The 21,576-nt window shown below is 54.3% G+C and carries 21 protein-coding genes; 9 read left to right on the top strand and 12 right to left on the bottom strand.

Features of this window, described 5'->3' with window-relative positions; translation table 11 throughout:
* The 4 genes from C477_RS20640 to C477_RS20625 all read right to left on the bottom strand — a co-directional run.
* Nucleotides 1-182 (bottom strand): thiolase family protein (locus C477_RS20640; protein ID WP_008896510.1); only part of this gene is annotated, 182 nt, incomplete at its 3' end.
* A gap of 222 nt (nt 183-404) precedes the next feature.
* Nucleotides 405-620, bottom strand: a complete 216-nt coding sequence (locus C477_RS20635; RefSeq protein ID WP_008896509.1) for a hypothetical protein — start codon at nt 618-620, stop codon at nt 405-407.
* 788 nt (nt 621-1,408) lie between these two features.
* The gene (locus C477_RS20630; protein WP_193366275.1) at nt 1,409-1,924 is read right to left on the bottom strand and encodes a metal-dependent hydrolase; all 516 of its coding nucleotides are present in this window, start codon (nt 1,922-1,924) and stop codon (nt 1,409-1,411) included.
* Nucleotides 1,908-2,576: a hypothetical protein gene (locus C477_RS20625; protein WP_049914736.1), complete on the bottom strand. Its 669-nt coding sequence runs from the start codon at nt 2,574-2,576 to the stop codon at nt 1,908-1,910. Before C477_RS20625 ends, C477_RS20630 begins: the two co-directional genes overlap by 17 nt.
* A gap of 218 nt (nt 2,577-2,794) precedes the next feature.
* Between C477_RS20625 and C477_RS20620 the strand changes: the two genes are divergently transcribed.
* From C477_RS20620 to C477_RS20610, 4 genes are all read left to right on the top strand, one after another.
* A complete protein-coding gene (locus C477_RS20620) occupies nt 2,795-3,226 on the top strand; it encodes a VOC family protein (RefSeq protein ID WP_049914734.1) in 432 nt (143 codons plus the stop codon).
* A 252-nt stretch (nt 3,227-3,478) separates the two neighbouring features.
* Complete coding sequence (locus C477_RS23905; RefSeq protein WP_160168031.1) at nt 3,479-3,619, top strand: hypothetical protein; 141 nt, start codon at nt 3,479-3,481, stop codon at nt 3,617-3,619.
* A gap of 199 nt (nt 3,620-3,818) precedes the next feature.
* Nucleotides 3,819-4,130: an MTH1187 family thiamine-binding protein gene (locus C477_RS20615; protein WP_008896505.1), complete on the top strand. Its 312-nt coding sequence runs from the start codon at nt 3,819-3,821 to the stop codon at nt 4,128-4,130.
* 197 nt (nt 4,131-4,327) lie between these two features.
* The gene (locus C477_RS20610) at nt 4,328-4,720 is read left to right on the top strand and encodes a hypothetical protein (protein WP_008896504.1); all 393 of its coding nucleotides are present in this window, start codon (nt 4,328-4,330) and stop codon (nt 4,718-4,720) included.
* Between the two features lie 111 nt (nt 4,721-4,831).
* Here C477_RS20610 and C477_RS25080 read toward each other — a convergent pair whose 3' ends face one another.
* The 3 genes from C477_RS25080 to C477_RS20600 form a co-directional block, all read right to left on the bottom strand.
* Nucleotides 4,832-5,062, bottom strand: coding sequence for a DUF7331 family protein (locus C477_RS25080; RefSeq protein WP_152423365.1), 231 nt, complete (start codon nt 5,060-5,062; stop codon nt 4,832-4,834).
* A 1,350-nt stretch (nt 5,063-6,412) separates the two neighbouring features.
* Nucleotides 6,413-7,330 (bottom strand): coiled-coil domain-containing protein, encoded by a 918-nt coding sequence (locus C477_RS20605; RefSeq protein ID WP_008896503.1) that lies wholly within the window; start codon nt 7,328-7,330, stop codon nt 6,413-6,415.
* Complete coding sequence (locus C477_RS20600) at nt 7,323-7,709, bottom strand: hypothetical protein (protein ID WP_008896502.1); 387 nt, start codon at nt 7,707-7,709, stop codon at nt 7,323-7,325. Before C477_RS20600 ends, C477_RS20605 begins: the two co-directional genes overlap by 8 nt.
* A 251-nt stretch (nt 7,710-7,960) precedes the next feature.
* Between C477_RS20600 and C477_RS20595 the strand changes: the two genes are divergently transcribed.
* Nucleotides 7,961-8,218, top strand: coding sequence for a winged-helix domain-containing protein (locus tag C477_RS20595; RefSeq protein ID WP_008896501.1), 258 nt, complete (start codon nt 7,961-7,963; stop codon nt 8,216-8,218).
* A gap of 535 nt (nt 8,219-8,753) precedes the next feature.
* Here the strand turns inward: C477_RS20595 and C477_RS20590 are convergent.
* Nucleotides 8,754-9,890, bottom strand: a complete 1,137-nt coding sequence (locus tag C477_RS20590; RefSeq protein ID WP_008896500.1) for a glycosyltransferase family 4 protein — start codon at nt 9,888-9,890, stop codon at nt 8,754-8,756.
* A 131-nt stretch (nt 9,891-10,021) separates the two neighbouring features.
* On the opposite strand from C477_RS20590, the gene C477_RS20585 reads away from it, so the two are divergent.
* Both C477_RS20585 and C477_RS24795 read left to right on the top strand, forming a co-directional pair.
* Nucleotides 10,022-11,287 carry a sulfatase gene (locus tag C477_RS20585; protein ID WP_049914732.1) on the top strand — a complete coding sequence of 422 codons (1,266 nt, stop codon included), beginning with the start codon at nt 10,022-10,024 and terminating at the stop codon, nt 11,285-11,287.
* Between the two features lie 4 nt (nt 11,288-11,291).
* A complete protein-coding gene (locus C477_RS24795) occupies nt 11,292-12,425 on the top strand; it encodes a glycosyltransferase (RefSeq protein WP_049914731.1) in 1,134 nt (377 codons plus the stop codon).
* Between the two features lie 18 nt (nt 12,426-12,443).
* Here C477_RS24795 and C477_RS20575 read toward each other — a convergent pair whose 3' ends face one another.
* The 3 genes from C477_RS20575 to C477_RS20565 are packed head-to-tail and all read right to left on the bottom strand — an operon-like array spanning nt 12,444 to nt 16,185.
* Nucleotides 12,444-14,057 carry an alkaline phosphatase family protein gene (locus C477_RS20575; RefSeq protein ID WP_083870333.1) on the bottom strand — a complete coding sequence of 538 codons (1,614 nt, stop codon included), beginning with the start codon at nt 14,055-14,057 and terminating at the stop codon, nt 12,444-12,446.
* On the bottom strand, nt 14,050-15,171 hold the full coding sequence (locus C477_RS23205) for a glycosyltransferase family 4 protein (RefSeq protein WP_083870332.1): 1,122 nt from the start codon (nt 15,169-15,171) through the stop codon (nt 14,050-14,052). The genes C477_RS20575 and C477_RS23205 overlap by 8 nt, the downstream gene beginning before the upstream one ends.
* A gap of 15 nt (nt 15,172-15,186) precedes the next feature.
* On the bottom strand, nt 15,187-16,185 hold the full coding sequence (locus C477_RS20565) for a polysaccharide pyruvyl transferase family protein (protein ID WP_008896494.1): 999 nt from the start codon (nt 16,183-16,185) through the stop codon (nt 15,187-15,189).
* A gap of 368 nt (nt 16,186-16,553) precedes the next feature.
* On the opposite strand from C477_RS20565, the gene C477_RS23200 reads away from it, so the two are divergent.
* Nucleotides 16,554-17,945, top strand: coding sequence for a sulfatase-like hydrolase/transferase (locus tag C477_RS23200; protein WP_008896493.1), 1,392 nt, complete (start codon nt 16,554-16,556; stop codon nt 17,943-17,945).
* 398 nt (nt 17,946-18,343) lie between these two features.
* Here the strand turns inward: C477_RS23200 and C477_RS23195 are convergent, their stop codons facing one another.
* Complete coding sequence (locus tag C477_RS23195) at nt 18,344-19,813, bottom strand: flippase (protein WP_160168030.1); 1,470 nt, start codon at nt 19,811-19,813, stop codon at nt 18,344-18,346.
* 374 nt (nt 19,814-20,187) lie between these two features.
* Here C477_RS23195 and C477_RS23715 point away from each other — a divergent pair, with 374 nt between their 5' ends.
* On the top strand, nt 20,188-21,573 hold the full coding sequence (locus tag C477_RS23715) for a hypothetical protein (RefSeq protein ID WP_152423363.1): 1,386 nt from the start codon (nt 20,188-20,190) through the stop codon (nt 21,571-21,573).
* The last annotated feature ends 3 nt before the right edge of the window (nt 21,574-21,576 follow it).

The following is a 21,576-nucleotide window of genomic DNA, read 5'->3' as shown; positions in this document are numbered from 1 at the left end:
GAGACGTACAGGTGGTCGACGTCGCCGGCCTCCGCACCCGCGTCCGCGAGGCACTCCAGCCCGGCCTCCGCGAGCAACTCGAGGATCCACTCCTCCTCGCGTTGCCCGAACTTCGTCATCGACGCGCCGATCACCGCCACGCGATCCGCCGCTTCGTCGGCGGACTGCCGTCGGGACGGCATCACCGGTCACCTCCCGACGTCGACGGCCGGCGGGTTCGGCGGCACGGTATCCGAGCGGCGAATCGGGAGTCGCTCGCCGCGCGGCCTCGCGAGGGGGTCACCGGTTTCGCGACTCGGGAGACGGTCATCGCTGTCCCCCCCGGTACCGGCGACGGGTCCGGCCCCGCAGCGGGCGCGTCGCGGTCCGCCGCGTCGAGCGCGACGGTCGAGGACGGAGCGGACTCACCGGCCGACATAGCCGTCCTCCGTCCGCCGAACGAAATCCCGGTCGTCGAGCGATGCGAGAAGCGGCAAGAGCGTGAGTTTGGAGAGCCCTAACAGCTGCTGCAGTTGGGTGACCGTCGGCTCGTCCGTTACGCGGACGGCCAGATAGACGAGTTTGGCCTGCGGCGATGCAAGCTCGTTCGGAACTGTTAGTCGGCGTTCACTCGTGGACATCACAACCACGTGCCACGAGGGCCGCTATAAACGTAGACTGAGACTGCCACACACGGATTCGTGAAAATCAATGGCTGAAAGGGAAATAATAAAGTGATATTGCCAAGGAATATCTCGCGGCCGAATCCCCGTCGCGTGCCGTCTCGGAGTGACCGACACGATGTTCTTGTGCCACCAACGCCGCTGATCGAGTCGCGGTGAACATCGGGTGACGGGGGCCGCGCTCGCCGGGCCACCGAACGCGAGCGGGCAACGGACTGGTCGATGGTTCGGCGGCGCTCGAGTTGGACTCATCCGACAACTAGGAGCAGGCGTTTTCGCCGGATCAGACGATCGGCCTCCTCCCACGGCTTTCGCCTCGCTACCGCTGTACCGCGACAGAAGCCGCGCCGCGGCGGGCTGTTCACGCCCCACGGGCGCGGAGCCGCTGGGCCACGCGCCGCCAGCCGACCGCAATGAGCAGCCCGCCGACGAGCGCCCCCGTGACGATCAGCCACGCGCCCGGTCCGGTCAGCCACCAGTGGCGGGTCCGCGTGCCACAGTGGGGACATCTGATGGCTCCCCGGCGGAGGGTGCCGTTACAGGTTCTACACTTGGCCCATCGCGGCTCCGGTTCGACTTGGGCCTGCCTGCGAGAGCGAGGACTCGGCACCCTTCTCTCGTCGAGCATACCGATACTTTAGCAGCTGGCCCTATGATACTATTCGGTGCTCGCGGTGACTTTCGGCCGTCCGCACCTGTCACGGTCGGTCGCGATGAGACGGACATCACTCGCACGATGCCAGGTATCACTCGAGCGGTGTCCGGTCCGTGTCCCGCCGATGGGCGACGATCCGGACGCAGAGCGCACCCAACCCGGCGACGACCGCCGGCCAGCGGTCGCTGCTCAGGTAGAGATCACCCGTCGGCGGGCGATACTCGAGCAGCGGCCAGAAGACGGCGTAGGTGTCGCCCGACGCCGTCACCAGCAGGAGATCGAGCGCGTGGTGGGAGCCGGCGCCGACCGCGAGCAGGGCGACCGCGAGAGGGCGCTGGGCCGGCGTAACGAAGAGCGCGCCGAGCCCGACCACGAGCGCGGAGCCGACGAGAGTGTGTATCGGACTCCAGGCGAACGGGACGCCGAGGACGTGAGCGACGAGCCCGTCCGGCACCAGTAGCTGGATCTTCATGAGATCCGGCACGAGCGCGCCGGCCATGACGAGCGTGACGTGGGCCGAGCGCAGCCGCGGGTAGTGAAACGAGAGCAGCGTCCCGAGGATGTAGCCGACGAGCACGTGGGTCAAGACGTCAGGCACACGGCTCACCTCCGGTCGCGGCGGTGCGATCGCCCTGGTCGCTGTAGGCGTCGGTCCGTGGGCCGTCGGTCTGCGGCTGGTCGGCTCGACTGTCGTTCGCTCGAGCGGCGGGCTGCGTTCCCGTCTCACGTGGGCCGTTCCCCTGGTCGGACCGGCCATTACGCGATCGCTCGCGGGGTACGAACGCGAGTGCGGTCCGATCGATGCGCCAGTGGCGGACGAACCGCCCGACGACCCAGAGCCCGCCCAGCGCCGAGGCGAGGATCATGTAGCGCGTCTCGGTCGACTCGCGCGTTATCGTGCGCTCGACGACCAGGGTCGAGTCGTCCTCGAGGGTGCCGAACGCAGTCACCCGGTCGCCCCGCTCGAGCGGCGCGTCATCGGTTCTGAGCTGAGCGTTGGCGTCCACGAGCGTGAACCGTCCGTAGCCGCTGGCCCGCGTCGCGATCACGACGGGGTCGGTGTCGACAACGTAGCCACCAAGAGTGACTTCGTCGCCAACGTATGCAGCTGGCTCCGGCGTCACGTCGGTCTCGTCCGGATACTGGGTCTCCGTCAGGTCGCCGACTGTCGCGCCCGCCCAGATCAAACAGCCGATTAAGAGGCCGACGAGCACGACACCGGCGAGTATGCGACCAGACTGCCCGTACGGCTCCGACATACTACTCCTCGCGTAAATTAGGTAGTCACGACAAATGTCTTCTGTTCTCGTCGGCCACTCGAGTGAACGCACGGGACCGGTGCGGAGCGAGGTCGACGCGGCCAGTGCAATTTCGTCACCCACCGACACCGCAGGCGAGTCGGCGGGCGGAACGGTTGGGTCGCGTTAGCTTCTCTCGTAACTGACTATATTATACGCGGAGACCGTAGCTCCAGATAATGAATGTGAGTGACACACATCATATTGGCATCGTCGTCACGGACCTGGACCAGGCCCTCGAGTTCTATCGCGAGACGCTCGGCCTCGAGGTCGTGGACGAGTTCACGCTCGCCGGCGAGGGGATCGCGACGGCGATCGACGTCGACGACGCGACCGGTCACTTCGCCCACTTGACGGCCGGGACCGACGGAACGCGCATCGAACTCATCGAATACGAGCCGGCCGGCGACGACGCCCACCCGACGGCGATCAACCAGCGCGGGGCCGCCCACATCGGGTTCGCAGTGCCGGATCTCCAGGCGTTCTACGAGGCGCTGCCCGCGGACGTCGACCCCATCAGCCAACCCCAACGGATCGAGGTCGGTCTCGAGATCCTGTTCTTCCGCGATCCCGACGGGAACGTCATCGAAGTCGTCGAAACCGAGGAGTGACTCGGGCGCGGCCGACTAATCCTGGGGTGAGCCACCGGAGCGGCGGCGGGACGGGGTGTGGCAGTCACGGGAATGCGGCGGTGTCGGTCGCCAGTCTCGGCCCGACCTCGAGAGCCGCGCTCCGGACTGGGGCACGTCACGCCGGCCGCGGTGCCCTCCACAGGCCGTTGCGGGCGGTCACCGGTCGCTCCTGCCCTCCACCGGCTGCGTTCGGCGCCACTCCCTGCCGACTGCCGTGCGTGTCGCCGCGTGATGGCACTGCTCGAGTTGCCGGTCTCGACGCTCGGCGCCCTCGCTTACGCGGGATCGGCACCGCTCGTCGGCTGCGATTGCGGCGGGCCGCCACGTCGGGCGCTCCGTGCCGGCTGGCTCGAGCATCCGGCGCCGGTTTAGCACCTGAAATGCGTGCCACCGCCGATCTCACAGCTGATGGATCGAGGCCGCCTGCGTCAGTCACGTAGGCGAGCTGGCGACGCGCAGTACTGCCGTCCGCGGCGGGGCCACCAGCGCGCGAAGAACTATGCGCCTCGTGCACGTACTCCATGGGTGCCAGCGGGGGCCCACCCCGCGGCCGGCATTCGAGGTGTTCACCATGACAGTCATCGCCAGATTCGAAGTCATCCCCGTCCGCGACGGGAGTCTCTCCGACGAGATCGCCCGAGCCATCGACGCGCTCGACGAGTTCGACATCGCGTATGAACTGACCGCGACCGATACGGTGATCGAGGCCGAGTCGGTCGACGAGGTCTTCGAGGCCGTCCACGCGGCGCACAACGCCGTCGACAGCGACCGCATCATCACCTCGCTCGAGATCGACGACTACCAGAGCCGCGAGCAGGACGCCGCGGATCGCGTCGAGTCCGTCGCGAGCGTGCTCGGTCGCGAGCCGGAACGCGACCGCTAACGACTGCTGGGCCGCGACCGGCCCCAGCCCACGCCCAGCACGCTGGATCACGGCCGCCGGTCGCGTGGCCACCGGCGGGACGCCCCCCATGGGATGTCTTCGGGCACCGTCCGGTCTGGCCACGTGTGAGCCGTGCTGGGTGCCGGCTGGCTATAATTGAGGCAACAGTTACCTGTGTCCGACGAGTGAGGGCTTCTATGGACCGCGACGACCCACGGCCTGATCCCGCCGATGGCTCCCCAGCAGCGCTGCCCGCAGGGTGGGAGGCGACCGACCACCCGATCGCACTCGGTGATCTGTTCCAGCTCCTCGCGACTGACCGGACGCGGCAGCTGTTGTATTTCCTGACGGCCCGCGGGGGGACGGTGTTCGTCGAGGACCTCGAGGCCGCTTTCGACGCCGACGCCGTGGTCGGGTTCCACCACATCCAGTTCCCGCGGTTGGTCGATCTCCACATTATCGACTACGACCGCGAGGCGGGGGCGATCACCCTGACGCCGATCGGTGACGACCTCCGGCCGGCCCTCGAGCACATCCGGGCGATGGACGATCCCGAAATCGCCGCGGTCCCGGACCGGGCCGAGCAGTAGGTGGCTCGCGGCGCCGACGGACTGGTCGCGTTCCTGATATTCGAATGATTCTAGTTCACTACACGCTCGCTGCCCACACCACCACTGGGAGCAGGCGGTGTGCCACGTGCGTTATGCTGCGTGCTCGAGCGAGCGGGCCACGTCCGATTGCACCCATGCATCCGGATTTCGCCGATCGTAGACGAACGTCTTGTCCTCGGCGAGACTGAGCGCCGCATACCGGTCGGGGACTGCCGGTACCGGTTCGCGTTGCGGTTGCTTCCGTGCCCGCTGCGTTCTCGAACGTTCGTCAGTAGCCTGTTCCGTTTCCGTCTGCTTCGAAGACGTCTCATCCGGTCCCATCTGTCTTTGCGGTGTGTTACCGTGAGAGTCTCTGTCTATCGTGTGCTGTTAAGTCTTCCCATTATCCGGATATAGTTGTATTAGGGCATACTAGCGGCTACGCTGCCGGAGCCACCGCGGGAGACGTGACCGACACGAGACACCCGCTAAAAGAGACGGCCGTCCTCCCTGAATTACGTTCAGTACCCGGCCAGTCCACGCCGCCGCGAACGTCGTTCCGGGAGTCGTCGTCCCAGTTGCTCGAGGGTCCGATACGGGATCAGCTGTCTGTCAGAGAGTCACGCTGCGATCGACGGAGTGATTGTGGACGAACAGGCCCCTGTCTTTCCTGGTACCACCGGCACCCAGTCAACTGCGTATCTGCGAGTCCGTTCGCGCCCTGGGAGCGACGCAGGTCGCTGCCAGGCGAGTGGAGCGGACCCACGCACTGGAAGACGCGAATGAGCTCCGTTCTGCCCCAATGCCTTCGCTATCGGTCAGCAGAATGGGATTTTCGGCGATAAAATAACACACGGCCGATAGCCACGATTTGGATCCGAACGGGAGCGCGTTTCTACGGCCCTTCGGCCTGGGTATCTGCAGTTCACGAACCTCGCTTACGCGAGATCCGTTACTGAGCCTTCTCACTCGACCACCATGGTGGCCGAGTTACGGGCCGCGTTCGTCTCCTCGAGGGTGTCGACCTCGTTTCCCTGTTACGGGATCTTTGGTTGTACCCCTCACTCGATCCTTCCTGTCCCGTACGGACATTCGAATCGAGTCGTTCGGTGACTCCTCGTGGCTTCGCCCACAGCATGTGGTACGGTACCGCGCATCATAAGTATTGCGCCCGGGAAGCGCGTGCGAGTGTCGTCCGGTGAACCCGTACTCGAGGAGCGGTTTCAGCAGCGGTGCTGAATTCAGGGTGGAATTGTAGTACGGACCGACTCCCGTTCGGAGGGCAGCGATCGAGGGAGCCTCAGGTCTCCTTTCGATCCGTCCTTCATCGATGAGCCTGTGAGTGTGTCCTTCGGTTGTTCGGGGGAGTGATGAACGCGAGAGCACGCCCGATGCGATGGACCAGCAGGGGATCGACGTCGGCGGCCAGCACACCGACGGCCACGGACGGGCAGCTCTCACGCAGTCCCGACCACCGGCGTCGGTGGCGGTCGTCCGTGGACAGCAGTCGTCCACGGTCGACGACGCGCGACCGTCGCTCGCGAGACTGCCGAGGACTGCTCGAGGCGGTGGACCCACGACTACCGAACCCAGCGAACAACCGCTCGCGGCGGGTGGATCGGTGTCGTCCGTGAGAGACGTGTGCTCTCTCGAGGCGAGCGTTCGGGGGCCGTCCACGGTCGTCCGAGGACGTCAGCTGTCTCCGGGGGCGGTCGGGTCGCTCGGGTTTCGCGTTGCGGTGCCACTCGAGGAACTCCGCTCGGCGTTCCTCGAGGACGCCGTTTCGCCGGGGATCTCGGCGTCGGCCGGGAGGATCAGTCTGCGTTCGGTGTACTCGAGGCCGTTCTTGCGCTGGGTGCGTTTGCGGACCGCGAGGCGGTTCTTCGAGAGTTCGAGCGCCGCGTCGATCGTCCGGGAGACGAGTTTCTTCGCGTAGGTCTCGCTGATACCCTCTTCCTGTCTGCGGATCCAGTGTTTCAGGTCGGAGGCGGCGACGTACTCCCGGACGGACTTGCAGCCGGTCGTCCAGGGATCGTCTCCGACCGTGGGGTCGGCTCTGGCCTGCCAGAGTTTGGCGGCCAGTCGGGTCGGGAGGGCGTCGGCCGTCGCGCGGCGCATGTCCGCGTCCATCCGGGCGAGTTGCTGGATCGGGAGGAGGTCCCCGTGGGCGAGGGCCACGTCGTCTCGGTTCAGGGGATCCTCGTGATCGGGCAGGCGGTAGTACGGTTCGTTGTCGGTCTTGGTGATGCGCTCGAGTCGCCCGTTGGGGACGTCGATCTCGTGTTCGTCGACGTTGTTCGTCTGGAGGTGGGCGCCCTTCTCGAGTTCGCGGGCCTGGAGCTCCTCGATGCGGGCCTTGTTCGCGCCCGTGCGTTTGCGGGTGGCTTCGGTGATCGCCTCGAGGCGGTTCGTCTCCGTTTGTTGGGTCTCGAGTCGCGTCTCGTGCGCAGCGAGTTCGTCGTTGTGGTCGTCCACGTCGGCCTCGAGATCGTCGATTTCTCGCTCGAGGTCGGCGACGCGCTCTTCGAGTCGCTCGTTTCGCTCCCGGAGCGCCCGGAGTTCCGCGACGAGAGTCTCGAGCGACGCGTCCTCGAGGGGTCGGTCAGTCACCGTCCTCACCTCCGGACTCGGTGTAGGGGTCGTTCAGTTCGGATCGTCGGCGGGCCGCCTCGAGTGTCGCTTCGCTGGGATCCTTGACGACCGTAACAGCGTCGGATGAGCGGGTGATCGGGGGGAGGGCGTTCTCGGGTGGATCAGGGAGTTCTCGGCGGACCCACTCGAGTTCCGCCCGGAGCTCGCGGCAGTGGCGTCTGGCCGCTCGGCGGGTGGGCGGGTCTAATGTCGGGTCGTCGTTGACTGTATCTCGGAGGTTCGTAATGTGGGTGTGGAGGACCTCAAGAAACGGTCGGTAGTCGGGTCGCTGGTTCGCGTCCGGCGATGCATCTCGTCGGTCGGAGCTTTCATTGCCCCGCGAATCGTCGTTGCACATGGCTTCCGTACCTGGTTTACGGGAGCTTCTCGCGGACTCGGTGCCGCAAACACCGGTCCGCTACTTCTGGACTCGTGAGCGACGAGTCCGAATTGGAGCTTCCGTATAGCTCACTAACAATTCCCCGTACTTATAGACTAGCGTATTTACGCTATTATTGGGAACTGGATGTGCTCCAAAATCAGAGAACCTAGTCAAGTTAATGTGCGACAGTGGGACTACAGCGCCGAATGCGCCCCCGGCCAGAGTGGATGTCGCTGAAAGACGGTCTCATTCTCGAGTTCCTCGCGGAGAACGACCTCGAACTCCCGGCGAAGCCGCTCTATCGGAATCTGAACCGGCACGGCCACGAGATCGGATACTCGACCGTTCGCCAGCGGTTGCGGGAATTGGAAGAGCACGGATTAATCGAGAAAGTCGATGAAGCAGGATACTATCAGGTGAGTTCGATGGGAAAGGCGTATCTCGAGGGGGAACTCGAGTTGGGGGATCTCGAGCAGGACGACTGACAGCTACTCTGGCTTGCTACTGGACCTTTGAGAATACCCAGAAAGCCCCGACACGCTCGCGGGCTGCGACTCGCTGCGCGCTTCGCTCACGTTGTTCGCTCCAGTGCTTACTTCGTCTCGCACCTCGAGCGTGTCGCCCCTTTCAGTCCCACCCGCGGTGGTCTGATCGGCAAGCTATCGATAGTGACTACAGAGTACTAGTACTAGCATCGAAACTAGGCCATCCGTTTGACGCTAGTGTGAGCGACTTTGGACTTTCGTTCGTCGGGTATAGCTATCGGATATAATATCTGGCACCATCCGTATTAGGTAGGTCATCGAGGTAGCCGTATGAGTCTCCGGAAGCGGCTGGGCTTACGACTTCACCGGGCGCTCCTCTACTGGGGGCTCTTGGAGCATCCGTACGGTCGCGAGCACGCGAAAGAACGATACACGCCACTCGGTGGGGAACGCGAAAAATATGCGATAGACGAAAACGACGATTTGGCGTCTTCGAACGAGCGAGATAGTTGATCTGTGATGAGAGACTCGGCTCCTACCAGTTACCGTCAATCGCCCGTTGGTAGCACTGCTCTGCCTGTTCAGCGACGGCGTCCCAGTCGTATCGCTGGGCTCGAGCCGTCGGCTCCGTATTTGGTCGTTCGCCCGAGAGTGCGCGCTCGAGGACATCGGTTACGTCGTCGACCGTCGGTGAGGCGAGGAATCCCGCGTCGTCGATCACTTCGGAGGCGGCGGACTCGGGATGTTCCGCTGCGATGACGGTACAATCCGCGGCCATCGCCTCCGCGAACGTGATCCCGAAGCCTTCACGAGTAGACGGCGAGGCGAAGACGTCCGCTGCGCGCATGTGTGCGAGAACGTCGTCGTACTCCTCGAGGAAGCCGAGCATCGTCACTCGGTCGGCATGGGTTAGGTTTTGGGCCTGGCGTTCGAGAGCGTCGCGTTCTGGGCCATCGCCGATGATACCTAGTGTAATATTCGGGTCGGTTTCGGCGATCCGGTCGAACGCCTCGAGGAGGTAATCGACGTTCTTGTGCTCGATAAGTCGCCCTGCATAGAGGACGTCGAACCCGTCTTCGGCAGGCTGAGTTGCTTCGATCTGGTCGACATCGATCCCGTTGGGGACGATTTCGATTTCGTCTCGAGACGGGCTGATCTCCGTAAGGCGGTCGGCGGTGACGCTCGAGATAGCGATCGGATAGTGTGGCGTTTTCGCGGTGAGTCCTTCGACTGCTTTCCCGAACGGCGCGAGTCGACCGAGGTACTCGTCCCAGTAGTCGAGCCAGACCTCGTGCCAGGTCGTGACCAGTGGTGTGTCAGTACCCAGTGCTGTGAGTTTAGCGGCGAGCACTGGGAAATAGGGGAACAGAGAGGCGACGATGACATCGTGATCGTCGGCAGTTCGTCGAAGGTGGGGGAGTAGACGCGCGGAGAAGTCGATCGCTTCCGTGATCGACCGTCGTTCGTCGTCGTAGAGTTCTTTAGCGGGGGCTACTCCGTAAAGCGTGAGTCCGTCGTACTCCATTACCTGCGGCCCGTCCCAGTAGTGACGACCGTATACCGTGACGTCGTGACCGTTAGCTGCGAGTCGAGTACCGATTTCGTGAATTCGCTTTTCGGCACCCCCTTTGACGAACGGGAAAACGACGTTCGAGACGAACGCAATATCCATTATTCTCGTGTTCGGACGCAGGCACTAATGAACCTTCGAGATCGAGTTATACGTTTTATTTGATTGATGGTGCGCCTAGTATGTCACTCGAGAATAAAGCTATAAAGACTTCCTTGCCATCTTCGTCAATAATGCCTGACGACTGGGACAATATTATTCTGCTCTCGGCGGATGCACTGAGAGCAGATCATCTCTCGTGTCACGGCTATCATCGAGACACGTCCCCCGTTCTCGACGAATTAGCCGAGGAGAGTATTCACTTCACCAACGCCTACAGTGCGAGTTCGCATACGAGGGAAGCAGTCCCCGCACTGTTGACCGGCGAATATCCGGACACTGCGGTCGGCTCTGACTATCGGCTTGCGACCGATACGATCGCCTCGACGCTCTCCGAACACGGATTTGCTACCGGTGGCTTCCACTCGAATCCGTTCATCTCCCGCGCGTACGGCTTCGATCATGGATTCGACGAGTTCGACGACGATCTGCATTTCGGGAAGCACAAGCTCATCGCGTTGGCCCAGCGGGCACTCGACAAACTGCGGAATCGTCACTACGCTCGAGCCGAGGAGATCAACGAGCGATCCCTTTCGTGGATCGATTCCGTCGAGGACGATGAACCGTTCTTCCTCTGGAATCACTACATGGATACACACGGCCCATACGAGCCACCGGGTGAGTACGAGCAGTTATACCACGACGAGGGATTATCTGGCCGAGACGCACAGTCGCTGTACCGCCGGGCGATCAAGGATCCTGACTCGATCACCGAGGAAGAGCAAGAGTTGTTGATCGCGCTCTATGACGCCGAGATTCGATACAACGACAAGCGAATCGGTGAGTTCCTCGAGGAGTTACGAAGGCGAGATCTACTCGAGCGATCGTTGCTCATTTTCACTGCCGATCACGGCGACGCATTCGGTGAGCATGGATACTACGAGCATCCACGATATCTTCACGACGAGATTACGCACGTCCCACTGATGGTTCGACCTCCTGGAGGTGCTGACGACGAGGTATCGATACCAGCTAGTACACTGGATATCGCTGCAACGATCGAAGAGTCGGTTTCCGCTGGCAGTGATCACGAAGGAGCGTCCCTCCTCGAATCACTCGAGGAAGATCGAACCGTATTCATGCAGGCACGGGGTGAAGACGATGCGAGTCACGTCCGACGATACGCACTTCGGACCGCAGACGGTGCCTGTTTCTGCGAACGCGATCAGGAGACGGAGGCAATCTCGTTTTCTGATTGTACGTCTCGGTCGCTTCGCAGCGAACTCGAGGGGCACGTCGAGATCCGTATCGGGAAAGAAAATGGCGAGGACGTAGCCGATTCCGGGGACGTCGACGAGGAGATCGATCGACGACTGGAAGCGCTGGGGTACAAAGAATAATACAATGAGAATTGCGATGATTCAGGACGACTGGTGGCCGCGTACCGGCGGCGGACCAGTCCACGTCAAGGAGCTCTCGATTGCGCTCGCGAAACAGTTCGATCACACGATCGACATCTACACGCGGGCTCTCGAGAAAGATGGACAGGCCCATACTAGTACGGACACATTCGTCGACGGGGCCGTACGAGTCCACCGACTGAAGCCGTCGACAGAATACTGGAATCCGCTCGGTCGCGTTTCGTCACTCGGAACACCAGTACCGCATCTGCTGACGGAGGATTTCGATGTCGTCCACGGACATACGTTCTTACCGGCAGTTCCGACGCGAACCGGTGGCGCGCTTACGGACGCGTCGACGGTCTTTACCGTGCACGGAACGGCGCTTACCTCCGGTGTCGGCCGTGACGAATCGATGCTCGCTCACGTCAAACGTCGCCTCGAGCGACTGTTCGTGCTTAACTTCGACTACGATCACGTGATCTCGGTCAATACGGAGCATCTCGATCTCCTCGGTGAGCATCACACAAATCTCTCGTGCGTTCCGAACGGCGTCAATCTCGAGCGGTTCGATGTCGACGTCGATCGACGTGACGAGATTCTGTTCCTCGGCCGACTCGCGCCGAAGAAGCGAGTGAGCGATCTTATCGATGCGTTCAATCGTATCGCCGACGACGTTCCCGAGACCGATCTCGTCATCGTCGGCACCGGACCGAAGAGCGACGAGTTGAAAGCGCAGGCGAACCGCCTGGGTATCGACGATCGCGTTCGCTTCGAGGGTCGCGTCTCCGACGAAGCCATCCCACGATACTACCGGAGAGCTCGCCTATTCGTACTCCCATCGGTTTGGGAAGGGCATCCGTTGACGCTGCTCGAGGCGTGGGCAGGAGAGGTCCCGGTTATCACGAGCGATGTCGAAGGAATTGCTGAATTCGTCGATCACGAAGAGACCGGATATCTCGTCCCGCCGAAATCACCGAGTGAACTTGCAGACGCGATTCAGTACGCACTATCGAACGGAGACGAGAGAGAAGAGTGGGCCGCAAATGCATACGAACTAGTCGAGGACGAGTACTCGTGGGAGGGCGTCGCCGAACAGACGAATCGGATTTACGAACGGATCACTTCCACAAACTGAACGACGTCTTCGACGGTCTCACTCCATATACCCGAGATCCGCGAGTCGGTCCTCGACACCCGACATGTCTGTGTCGGATCCTGTGGTTCCATATCCTTCTGCCAATTCGTCCCAATCCGCACGTTCGATATCGTCGATTCCGTCGAGGAGGACTTCCCCATCAGTGTTCGTATCGACAGGGATCCCGAGCGCTGCCGCGACGGTTGGTGCGATGTCGTAGATTTCGGCGCGGTCGTCACACGTCAGTTCTCGGTTCGAGAGTAGGATCCCGTCCGGCTTGTGGTTCTTGTGCGGATATCGTCGGAACGTATCTAGAATTGAGCCGCTGACATCGTACTGATAGTCTCGCGGGACGAGGACGATATCCGGCGCATCCTCTACGTGCTCGCCCTCGTAGACCTCCTCTCGAGGACGAACGGCATCGAAGACGAGATTCCCATCGGGATCGCGAACCTGCTCGAGTTCCGCGATGAGTTCGTCGCGTGTTTCTTCGTACTCTGATTCCGGGATCTGGCCGCTCGGATCTCGGCCTTCGACATTCAGGTGTACTCCGAGACTGTTGAAATACAACTGGAAGGCCTCCGAATTGGCGTGATCGACGACCTGGTTCTGTGCGGCGACGAGCGCGTCTTCAGGAAGAATTCGCTCAACGGTCTTCGCAAGCCCGACTGCGGAAAGGCCCCGATGGACGTGGTGAGGTGAGAGTCCAACCTTCGAGAGGGTACTCGCTGCTGTTCCGATAGCACTTTCGAGGGGACTGGATTCCTCGGTTTCGTCATCTGTCCTCTTCAGTGTCTTCTTCTGTTGTCGGAAGTACTGAGCGTTACCTGTTGTCGTTTCGCAGTATCCGTGCTCAGCGAGCCACGAGTTCACGTAAAACGTCCACTCGTAGTCACCCATACCGTGATCCGACGCAATGAAGACAGTCGGATCATCTCCGCCGAGTTCGATTATATCTCCAACGTATTCATCGACTTTCTCGAGGATCTGGCGGATCTTTTCGCGGTCGTTTAGATCGTGGAAGATCGAATCAGTAACTTGGAACTGGACCGCCATTAAGTCCCAGTCGTAACGTTTGTCGAGGAATTGCGCCATATCCCGTCGGTGTCGAGCGGTATCGACATATTCGCTGACGGCGTCATCTTCAGTTCCGTATTCGGGATAGATAACGTACTTACCGTACTCGGACTCATATTCGTCTCTGAGATCCTTTGGATAGAACGGAATATCTTCGCGTGCGAGATAGCCGGGGACAATTGCACCGTTCTCAAGCGCGGATGCGGGATGTGTAACTGGATAATTGATGGCGATCGATGTGTACTCTTCTGCGTCAGCTACTTCAAACAGATAGGGTGCATTAACATTCGGACGCTCAATAAGCTGCTTCTTGTATCCGTCTTGAGTGAAGAAATCAAAGACGCCATGTTTGCCTGGATTGCGCCCACTGAGAAGTGATGGCCAGGCACAAGGAGTCCATGGAGGGTTAGTGCTCTGCAGATTTATAGATTTTTTCTCATTGGCAATATCATTAATTGTTCTTAGATCTCTACTATTGACCCAATCATTGATTTCAGACCAATCTAACCCATCAAGACCAATCAGGATTACTTGGTTCTGTTTGTTTTTATTCATTGTTAGCAGTGTCTAGAACAGATTGGTATATCCGTCTATACTTGATTGCTGCAGATTCGCCAGAAAAATTCTTTTGGACACGGGCAAATGCCTTTTCTCCCAACTCTTCTGCAAAGCTTTCGTCTGATAGAACTTGACGTATTTTCTCTCCCAGTTCTTGGGGCGAACATGGTTCCACAAATGGATGATCTTCACCAAGTGCTTCTTGGAATGGTGGGATACTGGTAGCAACGATTGGTTTTCCATGTGCCATTGCTTCCAACATACTAATACTAAATCCCTCGGAGATGGATGGAAGTGCGACAAGATCTGCGTGATGATAGACCGATTGAGGATTCTCAACAAATCCAACACAAGCTATATTATCATGAACATCATACTTTCTAGCAAGCATTTGGAGTTCTTCCTTTCCCTGTCCATCGCCAGTAAATATAATGGTGGCAGAGGGGTGCTCTTCTAAAATAAGCGGAAGTGATTTGATTAAGTCTTTACGACGTTTCTTTGGATCATATCGCGCGACATTCGCAATTAGTGGTGCATCTTTTTCAACATTTGTTGTCCAATCAAGACTATCCCACTCCTTCATCCCCTCCTGCCGTATTTGATCAACATCTATGCAATTATGCACAACTTTTGTTCGGGATCCGAGTTTGTATGTTCTTGGAAGTGACTGTTCCACTGCATTAGATACGCAAATATTCATCTCTGCAAGCGGACTAGTCGCTAAATCAGGAATTTTTGCTCTATAGGGTCGGTTTGGATATGATGTATGTATAGTCGAAACAACGGGAATCCCCACTATTCTTCCAATAATACGGCCAATTAGCCCACCAGCCATCATATGAGTATGAAGTAAATCGTATTTTCTATCCTTCAAAAGACGGCGTAATGACAATAGGGATTCGATTGAGATCGGAGTCTCCCCCAACCGGTGGACAGGGACGCCCAAATCTTGGAACTCTGGGACTAATTCGCTCTTCCCACCAAGATATGCAATTTCTATATCAGTTTCTTTTCTCAGGTGTTTTGTTATATTCAGCAAAACTTGTGGGGTTCCGGCAGCTCCTAACTGACCAGAAAGGATGAGTATTCGATTGTGATCTTGGGCCATCATGTAACTCAGAGTTGTTTACATCTCCGACACAATGTTCTGGATTGCTTCAACCTGTTCTGACTTTAACCTATCTACCTTGTCTTCATCCAATCTCACTTGGTTTGTGTGGATATCTTCATCAAGGACTTTATCAAATAAGGCACCTCGTGGTGTATCAAACCAGAACTTTGCTTTATTTCCATAGGCAAGCGTTGGTAAGCACGCATGTATTCGGTCAGAATGAGTTACATTTGCGTTAGAATAGAAGAAAAGATAATCTTTGATAGAGTCAGATACAAAAATGTTGTCTTCTTTGTAGAAAGGCGATTGCTTTCGCATTTTCTTCACCTTTTTCCATAGGGTTCCGTGCGGCTGCTCAAAAGGAAAATGATCTGTGCGTATTATGTCGCTTTTGTATGAGAGTTTTTTAGGCTCATCTATTTTGTCGAATGTAAGGACTGTGAAGTTATGTTCGGTCTCTGGCGGTTCATACCAATCGTTAATAAAGAATGCACAATCAATTCCATCATAAGTGTTATCGACATCGCTTTTGTATGCATTATATGCATTAGAGTCTCGAGTTATCATGCCAATTGGTTCGATCTCTCTTAGGAAACTTTTGACATACCTCTGTGTTTTCGGTTGATAATCGCCGCCGCCTACTCCGAGAAGAACTATCGGAACATCTCTATCCTTTAGAGATTGTAGAACATTTGAGTACTTTTCTATGACATGGTCATACAATATACATCCTGGCAGCACAGCTAGATCGGCATCAATGTATTCACTGACATTTATTGTTCGATCTAAATATGACTGATCTGGTCTGCTATTTCCTAAGAGTTTATTGGATAACTTGTTTTGCACTGTTGGGAAGATACCAGTATCTTTTCGACCAGCAGTGAAGTTAGGGTATCCACTTACCTCAATAATTTCTGAGTCTGGGAAGGCCTTTCTTAGTATTGTTTGAGCACCCTTATCGATAAACCCATTTCCAATATTTGTCAGCCAGGTCCGTAGTAAGACTATTTTCATACCTCACTGATAGAGCATCTCACAGATATATCTTATCAAATCAAGCAACCCTAGTCTTTTTATAACCACCATATATATTCTACTATTCAGACTAGGATGAAGATTACTGACGCAATTCAATAGAGTAAAACCTATAGCTACTGTTGATTCATTTAACTAAATTGTTTCAAGAAAACCCAACATAGATACCATGTTTCTGATGGTTCTCCATTAGGTCTCAAAACTCCACTCCATAGTCACAGCCTCCATTCCGACACAAAATATACATTAGATGCCAGAACTATATATGGTGGCATAATAAGATAGTATAGATAATACTACGAAATTTATCCGATAGAATTTTAACCATTTGGATATAGTACCTAGCTATGAATGTACTACTCATCACATTAGACGCTTTTAGAAAAGATCTCGTGAGTGGGTCTCACACACCATACCTATCTAAAATATCAAAGGAAGGAGTGACATTTGACAATGCTATCTCAACTGGATCCGGAACTTCTTCATCTTTTCCAGGAATTCTAGCAAGTTCGCTACCAATGGATTATGGGTACGCAAAATTCCGTCCAGAGCATGTCACGCTGGCAGAGCAACTTGATTCAACTACTATTGGTATTTCAAGTAGCCTTCCTACCTCAAGTATCTATAATTTCAATCGAGGATTCAATAGATGGAATGACAATGTTGATAACTCATACTTGGGAGAAATTCGGAAGGTCATCAGGGAAAATGATTGGCTTCTGCGGCTCGGGGAAAAAGCAATAAAAATCGGTGAGAAAATGTTTGATTCCGACAACAGTCCATCATATACTCCTGCTAATGAAGTGACTGATACAGCGCTATCCGAACTCAACAAATGCAATAAAAATGATAACTTTCTCTGGGCGCACTATATGGAAACTCATACCCCTTATTTCCCTCCTGAGGAATTTCAATTTGGTAGCCCATCAGAGGGGATCCCTACAGTAAACAAACATATAGACAGCTACAATAAAAACAAACCCAAGGTGAATTCACCCACAACCCCTGAAGATACATCAAGTATAATACCGAAATCGGTCCGTTCGAGTATGGAAAAATACTATAAATCGGAAGCCAAATTCCTTGATAGGGAAATAAAGAGACTGGTTGAAGGTGCAAAGAGACATTTAGAGGAAGTTACTGTTATTATCTGTGCAGATCATGGAGAGGAATTCTTTGAGCATGGTCATTTTGGACACCAGCCTAAGCTCTATGAAGAACTAGTGAATGTTCCTCTGATTGTATACAGCACCTCATCTGATATAGCGGAGAAAAACATACGTAGGCCAACATCCTTACTCAATATACCTCCGACAGTCTGTGATCTTCTTGATAGAGCACCAGCTGACAATTGGCGAGGAGAATCGTTACTTAGCATACTAGATGAAGGGAGAAGTGACGAAAATCCAAAAGTTATTTCAGAACTCTGCCACTCTGCAGACCAAGGACTGGGTGGGCCAATAAACAGAGACAAAGCGATTATTAGTGTTAGGTCGGATGAATGGAAATATATTCTTAATAATCAAATAGAGAAGGATAGATTATACAATCTTAAGAAAGACGAGAAGGAGAAGGAGAATGTTGTTGATGATCATCCAGAAATAGGGGACAAACTAAGAAGGATTGCAGAAGATCGATTGGCTGAAATTACAAATGATTCAGACAGTGAGTCATCTAATGGAGATATTTCCGACAATGTTGAAGATCGACTTGAGGAATTAGGATATATAAATTCATGAACCAACACACAGACACTATCCAGTTGTAAATCTGAGAAGCAAGCGAATGTAGAGTTTGATAGGAACAATATTCTCAGTCCTCTTATCAAGTCTTACGTGGTGAAATTTGGTGAGCTTGGGGCATGAGCGGAAGGTGGCGTCCATCTGTATTCACTATTTGTTCTCATGCGGCTAGTTGTTTACTTTGAAAAAGCGACTCTCCGCTCGTTCGGTATTAAACGCCCATCAAGTGGTGGTCACTGTAATAGACTCAGATATACAGCTGATGCTCAATATCAACATGTTCGCTCGACCAGGTACCAATCAAACCGCTGCATCTCTCCGAGACAGTGTTTCTCGTCGACGGTTATGGTAATCTGACTACCTCTCTTAATTCAGGTCAAAGTCCATATCTTATTCTAGGACACATAAGCAACTAGCCTATTGACTAGCTCATGATCTTCATCTGAAACACCTCCAATAATCCAAAGAATAGTAATTCCTATGATAGACGAACCAATTCCAATAGTAGATAGTGCAACAACTTCTAGAGGAAGAGGTATTCCTTCGGGAAGGATCTGGATTCCAACTGCCCCGATAATAAAGATAGTGGCCGCTGCCAAGATTGACTTGGATGATATTACAGAAACTTGGTGATACGCATACAGATCAAATGACTTTAGAACATTCATGATTGTATAACCAATCAGTGACGCTGCTGCTGCCCCAAAAAGACCGAATCTTGGAATGAGTATAATATTAAGAACTATATTTATTGCTACTGCCGATATATTGTAAATTAGCACTGCTCTGGAACGTCCGAAACCTAATAGAGCTTCTCCATTCGGTCCTACAATCGCATTCAAGAACAGGCCAGAACTTAGTAAAAAAAGAACAGGCGAGATTTCACTCACACTATATTCACTACCAAATATATAGATGAGAAAATCAGGACGGAAAACAAGGACAACAAAAGCAGGAGTGGTGAGTAAAAGGATCCACTTCGTCGTTTGCTTATACATATTCCCAACAATTGATTCATTTCCGCTTGATATTTGTTCCGAAAGTTTTGGGTAGAGTAGAAATCCGAACGCTGACCGAAAAAGGCCCAATAAACTAGCAATCGTCACAGTAACTTCATAAATTGCTACGGAATTTGGAGATTGATAGGCTCCAATTAACATCTTGTCCACATACGAGAGCAAAATAAAGATCGAGGACGATATTAATAATGGGAAACTGAAACGATATAGAGAAAGGAAATCTGCAGAACGATCCACTTGAGGACGCCATCCTTCATACCAGATAAGATAAAGACCAAAGAAAACCGTAATCAATATTGCGGAAAAAAATGCAAGTGCCACCGAAGTACTAGTACCGAAGATGAAAACAGCTACAATAGTTAACAATAGTTTCATACCTGGGCGGATGATTTTCGAAATGTGGACAAATCCGCTTGAATTCATTTCCCCTCTAAGAATACCAGTTATTAATTTTAAAAGAGAAAAAAGCGGGATTGTAATCAAGAACAGAAATAATAATACATCTGAAGCTGAATTCCCGAATATAGTCTCATTTACCGTATCCTTGAAAATAAGTCCAATAGCTACAGCTACTATACTGAATGACAGAACGGTTATGATTGATACCGTTATATATGAATTCTGAAACCTGTCATCTTCAGAAGCTATGAATCGAACAACACCCTGATTTAGCCCTAATATGCAAGGTATAGATGCGATATTTACAAGCGAGATGCCAAGAACGACCAATCCAAACTGATCAGTAGGGAGGTATCTGGCCCCAATTAAACGGAACAGAAATCCCGAAAGCATGCTTAGTATAGTACCTAATAAAACAATTACTCCTGCTTGGCCGATATCTGCCACACTCTTTTTAGTCATAGATTTTTAATCTCTCACAGGTGTTCTCGTTCAGCATATCACAACTTATGTGTTCCCACTTCTTCATTTCCTATCGATAACGGAGGGTGGTTTTTATAAACTATGACTACGGATATTGTTTTATGCCAGCACGACTCCGACGACAAATTTTCCATCTTTTCCCCCTTTTGGTAGCTTCAATCTGGACAATTTTTCGACCGGGGGTTTGGCCGGTTCTTCCACTCGGGTTTGCGATCACTCTACTCCTACTGTTATATGACTGTGAACAACTGTGTTTACGATCGGTTATAGTTGAGTCAATTATTGCTGGTCTAGTGTACCGATCAATTATCTGGATAGCAACACCCTCAATGATTGGAATGGATCCAGACAAGTACGCTGTTGCCATTAGCAGAGTATCTGATAATGGTATTGGAGCTATTTCGGATTTAGGTTTTTACGGAACGACGCCCATCTATCATCTATTTCACACGGTCGTAATGGATATTTCTGGATTAGGACCTGCTACGACCCTTCAAATAACGTCAACTATTTTCTTCGCACTTGTCCCTGTTGTAATAGTCTCTTATCTAGCAGCGATGCTTAGTGGAGACCGAGCAGCAAAATTAGGTTGTATTCTTGCATCAGCTGGAGCAGCTAGCATTATCTATGCTACTCTCACAATACCACAGGGCCTGATGCTGTTATTGTGGTATCTCGTTGCAGTTATTCTGATCGTTGATCGTCACCACAAAATGAGTTCAGCGCTTCTGGTCATTCTAATTGCGCTAATGGCAAGTCTGCATAAAATAGGTGCGATACTTGCACTTGGTGGCGTGGTCGGGGTAGCAGTAGTGAATTTTATCAATGCTATGCGAGACAATCGCGTGTTGCTCCCCCGCTATCTTTATCGTTATGCCATAATTGCAGGGTTAATATTTATGGTACAAATGATCTGGTTAACTACTTGGATCAAAGCTATCACCCTTAAACTCACATACATTATCACTGGAGCATCTATCGATACGACTATCGAAGCGCCTGCAGCAACAAAAATCGGAGGATTGAATTACCTATTCTTCGAACATAGTTCTTGGATTCTTCTGCTATTTGCCGCCGGTGTTTCAGGGGTTTGGCTTCTCTATACGCGGAGAGATCGACAGACGGCAGGCCTCTTAGGAATCTCTGGATTGGCAGCTCTAATTATCTGTTTCGCTGTGGCGACACCGTTTAGCCTTTCTATTCAGCGGGCAATCGGAATCGGAGAACCATTTCTGATTATATTGGCCGTAATAGGGGCTATTTCTCTATCAAAGAGGACAGATAAATCAATTGCACCAATAGTCATTGGGATTCTTATCATCACTCAACTTATAGGGGCTGGTGTAGTCCCAGACCACCCTACCGAAGTAAACGAACATCTTACTGATGAGGAGATTGAGGCAAAGGATTGGGCAAACAAACACCTCGACCAGAGAATATACGGGCATTACTTCGTAGCGCAGGAGATTACTGACTTTGAGGGAGAACGTGCTACGTACAAGACAGGGGCTGGAGGTGGGTTTCCATCTGGGTGGTCACCCGCCAGCAAGTACCTCGTATCGGGTAACCTGTCCGAAGCAGATGGGTGCTTCTTTTTGCGGAAGGGACAAGACAGAGTCCGGTACAATGGACTGTATCGATTGAAGTATGACCCAATCACGCGGCTGAACGAGTCCAGCCGGGCACTGGTTTTCGAAAATACAGATGTAGTGATCTACTGTTAAGAA

The organism is Haloterrigena salina JCM 13891, assembly GCF_000337495.1.
Classification (GTDB): domain Archaea; phylum Halobacteriota; class Halobacteria; order Halobacteriales; family Natrialbaceae; genus Haloterrigena; species Haloterrigena salina.
This window is presented reverse-complemented; position numbering and strand designations above follow the sequence as displayed.

What these genes read in the sequence shown, in the direction of transcription:
- C477_RS23715 (WP_152423363.1), top strand. Translation starts at nt 20,188, where the DNA reads ATGGATCCAGACAAGTACGCTGTTGCCATTAGCAGAGTATCTGATAAT.
- C477_RS20595 (WP_008896501.1), top strand. Translation starts at nt 7,961, where the DNA reads ATGTCGCTGAAAGACGGTCTCATTCTCGAGTTCCTCGCGGAGAACGAC.
- C477_RS20585 (WP_049914732.1), top strand. Translation starts at nt 10,022, where the DNA reads ATGCCTGACGACTGGGACAATATTATTCTGCTCTCGGCGGATGCACTG.
- C477_RS20590 (WP_008896500.1), bottom strand. Translation starts at nt 9,890, where the DNA reads ATGGATATTGCGTTCGTCTCGAACGTCGTTTTCCCGTTCGTCAAAGGG.
- C477_RS23905 (WP_160168031.1), top strand. Translation starts at nt 3,479, where the DNA reads ATGGCACTGCTCGAGTTGCCGGTCTCGACGCTCGGCGCCCTCGCTTAC.
- C477_RS20610 (WP_008896504.1), top strand. Translation starts at nt 4,328, where the DNA reads ATGGACCGCGACGACCCACGGCCTGATCCCGCCGATGGCTCCCCAGCA.
- C477_RS25080 (WP_152423365.1), bottom strand. Translation starts at nt 5,062, where the DNA reads ATGGGACCGGATGAGACGTCTTCGAAGCAGACGGAAACGGAACAGGCT.
- C477_RS20625 (WP_049914736.1), bottom strand. Translation starts at nt 2,576, where the DNA reads ATGTCGGAGCCGTACGGGCAGTCTGGTCGCATACTCGCCGGTGTCGTG.
- C477_RS24795 (WP_049914731.1), top strand. Translation starts at nt 11,292, where the DNA reads ATGAGAATTGCGATGATTCAGGACGACTGGTGGCCGCGTACCGGCGGC.
- C477_RS20600 (WP_008896502.1), bottom strand. Translation starts at nt 7,709, where the DNA reads ATGTGCAACGACGATTCGCGGGGCAATGAAAGCTCCGACCGACGAGAT.
- C477_RS23205 (WP_083870332.1), bottom strand. Translation starts at nt 15,171, where the DNA reads ATGATGGCCCAAGATCACAATCGAATACTCATCCTTTCTGGTCAGTTA.
- C477_RS20575 (WP_083870333.1), bottom strand. Translation starts at nt 14,057, where the DNA reads ATGAATAAAAACAAACAGAACCAAGTAATCCTGATTGGTCTTGATGGG.
- C477_RS20620 (WP_049914734.1), top strand. Translation starts at nt 2,795, where the DNA reads ATGAATGTGAGTGACACACATCATATTGGCATCGTCGTCACGGACCTG.
- C477_RS20565 (WP_008896494.1), bottom strand. Translation starts at nt 16,185, where the DNA reads ATGAAAATAGTCTTACTACGGACCTGGCTGACAAATATTGGAAATGGG.
- C477_RS20615 (WP_008896505.1), top strand. Translation starts at nt 3,819, where the DNA reads ATGACAGTCATCGCCAGATTCGAAGTCATCCCCGTCCGCGACGGGAGT.
- C477_RS23200 (WP_008896493.1), top strand. Translation starts at nt 16,554, where the DNA reads ATGAATGTACTACTCATCACATTAGACGCTTTTAGAAAAGATCTCGTG.
- C477_RS20635 (WP_008896509.1), bottom strand. Translation starts at nt 620, where the DNA reads ATGTCCACGAGTGAACGCCGACTAACAGTTCCGAACGAGCTTGCATCG.